Annotated in this window: 6 protein-coding genes and 1 pseudogene; 1 reads left to right on the top strand and 6 read right to left on the bottom strand. The window is 41.8% G+C overall.

Annotated features, from left to right (window positions below; all coding sequences use genetic code 11):
* Positions 1 to 53: 53 nt before the first annotated feature.
* The 4 genes and pseudogenes from ACMHKH_RS14065 to ACMHKH_RS14050 all read right to left on the bottom strand — a co-directional run.
* Positions 54 to 167: pseudogene (locus ACMHKH_RS14065) on the bottom strand (IS5/IS1182 family transposase); the annotation flags it as partial.
* A gap of 204 nt (positions 168 to 371) precedes the next feature.
* Complete coding sequence (locus tag ACMHKH_RS14060; RefSeq protein ID WP_413521256.1) at positions 372 to 1,973, bottom strand: YadA-like family protein; 1,602 nt, start codon at positions 1,971 to 1,973, stop codon at positions 372 to 374.
* Between the two features lie 448 nt (positions 1,974 to 2,421).
* Positions 2,422 to 4,113: a sensor histidine kinase gene (locus tag ACMHKH_RS14055; RefSeq protein WP_413521255.1), complete on the bottom strand. Its 1,692-nt coding sequence runs from the start codon at positions 4,111 to 4,113 to the stop codon at positions 2,422 to 2,424.
* The gene (locus ACMHKH_RS14050) at positions 4,113 to 4,805 is read right to left on the bottom strand and encodes a response regulator transcription factor (RefSeq protein WP_413521254.1); all 693 of its coding nucleotides are present in this window, start codon (positions 4,803 to 4,805) and stop codon (positions 4,113 to 4,115) included. Before ACMHKH_RS14050 ends, ACMHKH_RS14055 begins: the two co-directional genes overlap by 1 nt.
* A 292-nt stretch (positions 4,806 to 5,097) precedes the next feature.
* Between ACMHKH_RS14050 and ACMHKH_RS14045 the strand changes: the two genes are divergently transcribed.
* Positions 5,098 to 5,622 (top strand): Spy/CpxP family protein refolding chaperone, encoded by a 525-nt coding sequence (locus ACMHKH_RS14045; RefSeq protein WP_413521253.1) that lies wholly within the window; start codon positions 5,098 to 5,100, stop codon positions 5,620 to 5,622.
* A 209-nt stretch (positions 5,623 to 5,831) separates the two neighbouring features.
* On the opposite strand, the gene ACMHKH_RS14040 is transcribed toward ACMHKH_RS14045, so the two are convergent.
* On the bottom strand, positions 5,832 to 7,604 hold the full coding sequence (locus tag ACMHKH_RS14040) for a hypothetical protein (RefSeq protein WP_413521252.1): 1,773 nt from the start codon (positions 7,602 to 7,604) through the stop codon (positions 5,832 to 5,834).
* A 60-nt stretch (positions 7,605 to 7,664) separates the two neighbouring features.
* On the bottom strand, positions 7,665 to 9,759 hold a 2,095-nt coding region (locus ACMHKH_RS14035; RefSeq protein ID WP_413521251.1), incomplete at its 5' end, for a hypothetical protein.

Genomic DNA, 9,759 nt, shown 5'->3' with positions numbered 1-9,759 from the left:
GGCTTACCAAAATTCTCGGGTAAGTCACGCCAAGGGCAATCAACGCGCATTCAATAAAGTATACCTTCAACGGTTTGTCTTAGATTTTCTTTGTCATAAATATTCAGTTCTAGTAAGATAGGTCTTAGTCTAGTCCAGTGTTCATCTTTGAGCATGGTACGAGGCATAGCGAACGTGATCTTTTGGTGTGAGAACTTAAAGATTAGACGTTCGCTATTTTTTTTGCCAACACTTTACTGCGAATGTTCAACACGCCCTAGTATTTTTTTGATGTTTTTAGAACTTAATAACCAGCCATTAAAAAAGCAAGGCATCTGATGCCTTGCTTTTTTGTCTAGCGCACAGTTTTAAGTATCATTTGGCTTAGGCATTTAGTTAAAGTGGAAACCTGCACCTATGGCTGCACCTACGTTGCCTTGAGTATCTGCAGTACCATTTAACTTCATGACCCAACGTCCATCATCAGAAAGTTTCGAGAAGCCAATAGCGACAGCACTCTCACCGTTATACGTTGCGATACCACCACCTATCATAGACTTACCGATAATGTAGGCTTGAGGCAATGAAGACATTGCCATGGCTGCTGAGATACCCGCATTGGCGTCGTCTTCAACTTCGTCAATTCTATAACCTAGCTCATTAATACTGTTACCTAGATTCCTGCTAAGCGCATCTAACTGACTGAAGTTAACCGCATCTCTAGGTGCCATTCCATCAGCAACGTTAGTAATAACCTGACCACCAGCGTTAATACCATTATCTAAAGTCATACTTGGGCCACCTGCAATAGTGACCCCATTACTACTCATGCTCGTATTACCAGTAATCACCTTATCTAAACTAATCTCACCGTTCAAGTCGAACTCGATACTGCTACCGACTGCTGTAGTTGTGATGTTATTACCACCTTTGAAGTTAACTGCACTATCACCAAGTTTCTTATTGATAGTAGCTCCAGTATCTGCTCCAAAATTGAGGCCAGCATCCATCTGTTCAGCGAGCACACTGGTACTGTTGCCAATATCAGAAAGAAAGCTACTGAGATCATTAATTGACTGATTGGTAGCATGCAACTGACTACCATTGACAGCATCAGTACTGTCTTTATTGACTGCTCCAGCAGCAACGTGCTTGATCTGACGCTCCTTCCCTGCTGAGCCAACTGATACTTGAGCACCAGCATTTGCAGCTTGACCAGCGACTTTATAACTTTTGCCACCAACTGACATGGTAGTTTCTTTGGTTGCATTAGTGAGTGTTGTTGAACCTGCACCTAGAGCAACTGACCCGTTTTTACTTGCTGAAGATCCCATACCAAAAGCAGAAGACGCATCGCCTGTTGAGCTTGAACGGACACCGACAGCGGTAGAGAGAGCACCTTCAGACCGTGCTTTGACACCAATTGCCACAGATGCTGCACCATTTGATTGAGTATAACCATCATAGGGAGAGGCTGGATCCTCTATCAGATTTTTACCTGTATAGCCTTTAAAAATGTCATTAACACCGTTTTCTGAGGCAGCATCTAAATCATCACCACCAATGGCGATAGAAGAGTTGCCAGTTGACACAACGTTCGCACCAATGGCAATAGACTGCTCACCACTCGCTGTGGTGCTTTGTCCATTTGAACCGCCACCAATAGCTATTGCCTGACTACCCTGAGCAGTAGCATTCTTGCCAATAGCGACGCCGTATAAAAGGCTTGCTGTAGCATTAGTACCACACACTACGCTTGTAGCACCAGTACAGGGAGCAGCTATTGCCTGCATACTAAATCCAGCTGTAATTAAACCAAGCCAAATAGTCGTCGTACGAAAGATACGTGTTGAGGAAAGGTTAGATGTTGTATTAATCGTAGCATTTGAGCTCACGCTAGATTTTGATGATTTGCCACGACTCTTTGCATATTCCGCAACCGCAGTAAAGCAGCCTAATGAGCGGTTCCAAATAACTTTATAGTTGCGATTCATGACGTATACTCCCTGAAAAACTCATAAAAAAACTAAATTCCATGTTGTAGAGAGTCTGAACAATCAAATAAAATGTTTACAAATTTACATAAGTATCATTTTTATGCTGCAATGTAACTGGTGTTAGGACTTAAGGAATAGATACATATTAAATTGTATATTCGTTATCACTCTCTATATATGATTATTAATGAATATAAAGAGAGTATCAATGCCGTTGGTCGGCTATTTACTACCGTTCATCGGCTATATTCCAATAAATGAATATATTGAATGTGGACATACTGTGAATCTTGGATATATTGATAATAAATTTCGGTCTAATAATCAAGATATTGAAAAATAGTCAATTCTTATTATCAAACATTATTACTAAAACAGAGATTTTTGTTACAAATTAATAGCAATAATCTATGATATTACTGCATATCCATCTTCTAACCCTAAGCTACTCAACAGGCAGAATTATCTCCACCACTAAACCTTGAATACCATCTTGGCGGTTATAAATACTAACCTGACCTTTATGCGCCATCACCACTGCGTGGACGATTGCCAACCCCAATCCATAACCGCCCGTTTCGCGGTGGCGCGCGGTATCAAGCCTAACAAAAGGCTGAAAGATACGCTCTAGATCCTGTTCTGCTACGCCGCCGCCCTCATCAGTAATGCTTATTTGGATAGCTGACGTTTGGTTGTTCATCTTTACTGCTTGCGTATTAGCTATCACTGTCGAATCAACAGCGGTATGCATAAAAGCATTACGAATGATATTTTCTAGAGCGCTATACAACTGCTCTTGATTACCCGACACTGTACACAAATCTGCCAATAAAGAATTATTCGGCTGCCATTCCCACTGTATATTTTTATGCTGAAATTCAAAGCAGACATCTTGACCGATCTCACTGATAATTTCACAGATATCCACTACTTCATTTTCCAAATTATCGATAGTATATTGCTGCATTTGTAGCGATTGAATACGGATAATTTGCTCAATTAGTGCGTTCATCCGCGCCGACTCTTTATCAATACGATCAAGATAGCGATTGGCATTGGGCGCAAAATCGCGTGTTAGCTCAGTGGCTACATCAAGGCGAGCGAGTGGCGAGCGCAGCTCATGAGAGATATCACTTAACATCTGTTTACGTGCCAGCTCACTATCAGCGAGTCGCGTCGATAATAAAGCCACGTCTTTTGCCAGTAGCCCCAACTCATCGGAACCCAGACTTGATAGCTGCGGATTTACCTCGTAATTGCCATCGATCATCCGGTGCACCGTATCTTGCACACTTCCAATACGCCGAGTCAGCGTACGGCTGAGCCAAAAGCACACCAACACGCTAAAGAAGATAATCAACAGCAGGCGCAGCATAAAATTGCCACGCTGTAGCTCTAAGACATCTTTGAATAAAAGGTGCGGACGTAGCTGTATGATAACGCTGTCACCATTTGGCATAAGCACAGTAATCTCAGCCAGCTCAGGTCGACTATCAATGTCAGCAATGGCTTTATGAGAGGGTATCGGTTTTAATACATCATCAAGGCTAAAAGGTTTATCACTTGAGCGCTCACTATTGACACTCTCCTTATCAAAGGAATAAGCTCTATAGCGATTTTTATCGCCGCGCTCTTTATCGCTAGATTTATAATAATCAGAATATTTTTTGTCAATACTGCTACTCACTGAGCTTTGAGGGTTAGACGACACAGATGCCGGATTCTCTATTGTCTGCGTGTCCATTGCCTGTATATCCGCCATATCACGTGCTTGACGCCGCTCTCCTCGACCTTCTCGAGATCGATATCTTGGAAATATAATGGCGCCTTGCTCATCATAGATCCTGATTTGGCTCATTAGCCTTCGATCTTCGCTATAAAGCTGCTTTACAGTAGACAAGTCACCTGCTTCCAAGGATGTCACCAGCCGCTCACGCTGAATGAGCAGCTGGTCAATTTGAGAATCCATACGGGTAGCAAGCTCGCGCTCATTCAGCCAGCGCTCGACCGCAATGGATAAGACAGAGGTAATCAGAATCATCGCGAGCAAACTCAAGAACAGTCGCCAAAATATCGGCACAGGTATGCTCAGCCTTGATTTTTTTGTCGCTGTAGTATTTTTAGCTGTTTCTGTCATTAGAGTACCAACTGATAACCTTTACCACGAATCGCCTTGATTGGCTCATCATGAAAAGGTTGAAGTTTTTTACGCAGGCGTGAGACATGGACGTCAAGGCTACGGTCAAAAGGCTGTAATTCTCGCTGTAAGACATGCTGTGAGAGCCACGATTTACTGACTACTTCGCCTTTTTGTCGTAATAAAGCCAACAATAAATCAAACTCTGTACCCGTCAATTGCAGCTCAACGCCATCTATCTGACAAAGCCTTTGCTGTTGGTCAAGATATAAGCGACTGCTCGGCAATGGTAATTGCTCGGCAACACTTGCTGCAATAGTGGTGCGCTTAATCACCGCATTAATACGTGCCAACAGCTCACGTGGATTGCAAGGCTTGGTAATATAGTCATCAGCGCCAAGTTCAAGCCCGATGATACGATCTATCTCCTCCCCTTTTGCCGTAAGCATAATAACTGGAATATCACTAATAGTTGGCAGCTGACGTAATACACTGAGTCCGTCTAGTTTGGGCATCATGATATCGAGCACTAACAAATCATAAGGCAAATTATCCTGCATCGTCGTTTTTAAGCGCTCTATGACCGCCTCGCCATCATGCACGCAGTCACAACGAACCCCGTGATTATGCAGATATTCTTGCAATAATTGGGTCAGCTCTTCGTCATCGTCACCCAATAAAATATTTGACATCGTTATCACCTTATTCTTATGCCTCTCAGTCATGTTATGGCTCATATTATCAGGCAAGCCCCACTGATGCGCCATAAACGTTACCTTTCTTAATGTTTCATAAATGTTCGTAACCTCTGGCTGTCGTATGATAGTAGTTATCAAAAACAAGTTGATGCTAATTTACGATGCTAAATTTACAGTGCCAAGTAATGAATCATAGTAGTGATTAATAGTGACTATCCGGGACACTCGATTAAGACTAGGTTTATCAGGCATATCTTCACTTTCACAATAAATCAAGGTAACTCTTATGCAAACGACGCAAATGAAAAAACTATTAATGGGATCAGTATTAGCAATGTCTAGTGTATGGACCGTGACTGCCTGCAGCAGTGTCAATGCCTCTACTGAAGCTGCGCCAACAGCAACCAAAATGCAGCATAAAGGCATATATAAAGACGGTATGAAAAATCCAATGGCAAAGCTAGATTTGACTGAAGTTCAGCAAGCGCAAATCAAAGCCATCATGCAAGAAAAAAGCGGTGATCGCAAAAATGACCGTGCAAAATATCAAGCAGAACGTATGCAAATGCAGCAGCAGATGCAAGCATTGACGAATGCTAATACCTTGGATAATGCTGCTATCAATCGTCTTGCAGATCAGCAAGCAGCTAAAACTAAGCAGCGCTTTATTGAACGTGTTCAAACCCAACATGCAATCTCGCAAGTACTTACTGTTGAACAGCGTGCAAAAATGGCACTGTTAAAATCAGAAAGAAAAGCTAAAGGTTATCATGGCTCAAAACATCGTAAGATGCATAACCAAGCGCAGTAAGATAAAATATCGAGCATATAAGTAAAAAGTATAAGTTAGATAAATTACAAACAAAAAAGCGCAACGATTAATCGTTGCGCTTTTTTATTTTGTAATTTTAAAACTGCCTGTAAAAGATTTAAAGGAATAAGGACGGCAATCCTATTTCAGCAGCTTTTTTCTTAATCCATGTCTTAGCCGATGTCTTAATCAAGGCTTTAACATATACCTTAATCCATCGCACCCAAACGCTGTTTATACATCGGTAGCATATTAAATAGCATTTGACCCATTGCTGTGCCATTACCTTGCTTATAGTACTCTGCAAGCTCAGCGCTATACTCTTTTAAGTCGATACTGTTGCTAGCATTTGGTACTTGACTGTCACTGGCTAAATTGGGAAATGCTTTATCCTGCCCACGTAGAGGCATATATTGATTGAGTACATCCATTATATTGCTTGTTTCTACGCTGGCATCAGCACCTGATTTGCTTGGTAGATAATGACGACTGTGCTGCCATTGCAATTGTCCTTGCTTGTTAAAACCATATAACTCTTGTACAGGCAGGATAGAGCTTGATACAGGCAAAGTCGTTTCTTGCGTTTTTAACACTTTATCATCAGCAAAATCTTTCATTTTATCTAGCGTTTGCTGTACCAGCCATTTACTGGTCATTTTTCTGTCTTCATAATTAGAATCGGTATCAGCATCTGCCTGCGTATCTGAATCATTTTCCAAAATTAGCTCAGGATACTGCTTGGTAATAAGCTGATAAAAAACGCCCATATAATCTTGATAGTCTTGCTTATATTCAGCACTATTACGCGCACGGCGAATAATTTTTGGCGTATTCAGCATAGCTGCGAGCTGTTTTTCAGGCAATTTAGGCGAAAGCGTGGTCAATATATTTGGAGCAATAACATCAAATTGCTCTATAGCGGCTTTTGCATACACCCTATTTTCTGCTTCAATATGACTTTTTATCGCAGCGCGACCAAAACCTTTGGGCAGTGTACCGTCATCAAGGGCTATTTTTAGCCATTTATTTTGCCATTTGGTGCCTAATTTATCGTCGGCAAACTTCGATGTCAGTAAAGCAAAATTGTCCGCCCACAGATACATACTACCCGTTTTAAAATCAACATAAATAGGCTGATTGATGCTGCTATGATGATTGCGTGCCGAATACTGCACACTACCTAGCATTGTAAACTTCCCAGCTAGCGGCTGATAAACACCTTGAGCATTTATGGATAAAGGCTTTAGCAAGTAAGCATCTAACAATTGCGCCTTTTTAACATCGAGCTTGGTTTTTCTGTTGTCATATTCATCGAATATTTTTTCATAATAGGGTGAAATAGCTTTGGTATTGACCTCACTAGCAGAGTCCATATCGAAAGCTGGCATTGTAGCGTATTGCATTGTAGTAACTGACGCCGCTTCCTCTGTCGTATCAGTCGCAGTTGCACCTACCACTTCCTCAGCTGCCATCTCGACGCTATAAGCTTCACTATCATAATGGCTGTCTCTCCATGTCTGATAAGCATCTGAACAGACCAGATAAGCCTGCTTTAGTGTATTGCGCTGGGCATCATAATCTGTGGCTAAGATATCTTGGTTTTGAGCTCCAGCTTCCAATAGTAGCTCAGCATAGCCATTATCGTGGGTATCCTTGCAATAACTGTCTAAATCTCCTGACGCTAATAATTGGGTGCTATCAATATCTGCAAATTGCTGCTCATTTACAATTTCAATATTACTATGATAGGCAAATGACTGCCGACGCTGTTGCTGTAACGCTGTGGCCAATGCTGTTTTTGCGGCAGTCGGCGTGGTGTTAGCACTTACATGGTTTGCTTGAATAACACCGGTAGATTGGCAGGCGCTGATCAATAACGTACTTGCTAGCAACGCGCTAACCGTCAATATAGATTTAGAAGACACTGAGCCTCTGTGTTTTATTGTTTTGATATTAGGTAATAATACATTCAGATTTTTCATTTTTTATCCTTAAAAGGCGCTATAGCGTTATATAAGATGCAGTTAGAAACAACTTTATTTTTAGTTGTCGCCTTCGAACGATGAAGCATCAGCGTCCACGTAGTCCGAGTCGCCCATATCTAATGCTACGTCTGTCGTATCACGACTAAAACTAACCGCATCTTCTGCATAATCAACACTTGTTTCTGCTGCCTCTGCATCCTCTTCTATATAGTCATAACGCGCATAACGCGCCTTCTCTAATCTCTCTTCTTGCTGGCACTGTTTTGCCAGCCAAGCATTGCCATCTATCGCCGCCGGTGCTTTTGTACCAAAAGATTGTGCCAATAGCGGCGTTAACGGATGCTTATTAAAACTGCCACTATCATAGCGAGTTTGATTCAATATTGTATTTTGTGAGCCAAAAAAATCACTGCCAATATTAAGCCGCTGCTGCTTAGCAAGCAGGCGATCTGAGTTATCTAGGTAGTAGTAATTAACATGATTAAAGGAGATAGGACTAACCGCTTCGATGAGCTGTAGTAACGCACCAACATCCGCACTTTGATAGCCTTTGTTATAGAGCTCAAGCCTAGCAATCTCAGTTTTTAAGATACTGTCATCAGGGTAGCTATTAGGATTCTCATCGATATGCTGCTGTAGCGAGCGTGAGATATTTTTAATCATTTTGCCTAGCATCTCACCACTTTGCTTGCTACCAAAGTAAACTTTTATGGCTCTATTGGCGCCTACTTGCTTGGCAAAGGCATCATCGCGTATATCAACCGCGCTGAAATACTCTGATTCAAGCTCTGCCATGCTGTTTTGGAGAGCAGCAATGACAGCATCATAAATCACCGCCGAAGGTATCTGCGAGCTAATGGCTTCAGGCAAACCGAAATTCACGGTATGTGAGCTCATTTGCGTCGGTAGTGGTGCATGCGCAGGATTGGCCAATGCCAAAATAGGTAACAATGCCGATGGATCGACAGTGAGTGTGCTTTTGTTAAAATCAAGCGCAATGGGTATTTGAATCGATGAGCTGATCGTTGGTGCTAGATAATCATAACTATAGACACTCTGTAGCTGTTTCTCTTTGGGATTATAGTGACTGACGCTATTGACCGTCAGGTATTGATAGTGGTAAGCATTCGTTGCCTCAACTTGCTCAGGCGTACGGATAAACATATTAATAAGCTGAGTTAGCATGCCAGGATAAGTGCGCGTGATGTTGTCATCTTGAGTGCCATTCGCAGCTTTTCTCGCTTGCATGTTTTCATATTCACTTAAGAAACCACGAACATTGATACCACGGATTTTTGATGCTAAGTCACCGTTACTGTTTTCACGTTCATAATCGTCGTCATAATCCTGCACATAACCATTGTCACTCTCGTCGCGGCTATACACACTTTCATCTTGATGGTTACCATATTCATCATAACCGTCTCTATCGTAGCCATTTTCGTCATAACCATTGGCATCATAGCCAAACTCATCATATAGAATGGTTTCAGTAGCAGCACCTTCTTCTACTTCTACGCTATCAGCATCATCTATGTATAGACTTTCTTGAGAGTCGCTGTCCAGTTCATTATCTAAACCACTAACTTCTTCAGCCGCGTCAGATGCCTCTTCGTATTCACTATAATTATCTGTTTCTGTATTTTTAGAAAGATACATCTCAAGCAGCGTTCTAAAAAAACTGCTAGAGCCAGCATCAATACTTCCAGCTTTAATAAAGGGAACAGAATGATAATTGGCTTTTGAGACAGCCACATGCTCGCCAGCTAAATGCTGACGAATAGCACTAAGTAGACGGGTCTTGGCTTGCGTGTCCATATTGGGATTTTTGCTTTGATCAAATAGCTGTTGATACTGCTCGGAATTCGCATTTAATTGACTGCTAAAAGCTTGAGATTGTGCTTGATTACGACTGCTGTCTGCAACACTAAAATCTATGAGACTGGCAGGTATTTGGCTAGATTGCGACAACGCTGTATTTGTCTGGCAGCCCATCAGCATCGTCGTGGCGCTAGCGGCGGTAAGCGCATAAATAGCCAGTTTTATAGGACGATTTTTATAGGTCATCGATGAGTTTATAACTGGCGCTTGAGCGTCATGCGCTAAGGTGCGTTTTTGAGAAGTAAGTTGCCCCATAAAAATCCCTTTATTT

It is taken from the genome of Psychrobacter glacincola (assembly GCF_965118485.1).
GTDB lineage: Bacteria > Pseudomonadota > Gammaproteobacteria > Pseudomonadales > Moraxellaceae > Psychrobacter > Psychrobacter glacincola_D.
This window is presented reverse-complemented; position numbering and strand designations above follow the sequence as displayed.

Coding starts and splice junctions, on each gene's coding strand:
- ACMHKH_RS14060 (WP_413521256.1), bottom strand. CDS start 1,973: ATGAATCGCAACTATAAAGTTATTTGGAACCGCTCATTAGGCTGCTTT.
- ACMHKH_RS14050 (WP_413521254.1), bottom strand. CDS start 4,805: ATGTCAAATATTTTATTGGGTGACGATGACGAAGAGCTGACCCAATTA.
- ACMHKH_RS14045 (WP_413521253.1), top strand. CDS start 5,098: ATGCAAACGACGCAAATGAAAAAACTATTAATGGGATCAGTATTAGCA.
- ACMHKH_RS14040 (WP_413521252.1), bottom strand. CDS start 7,604: ATGAAAAATCTGAATGTATTATTACCTAATATCAAAACAATAAAACAC.
- ACMHKH_RS14055 (WP_413521255.1), bottom strand. CDS start 4,113: ATGACAGAAACAGCTAAAAATACTACAGCGACAAAAAAATCAAGGCTG.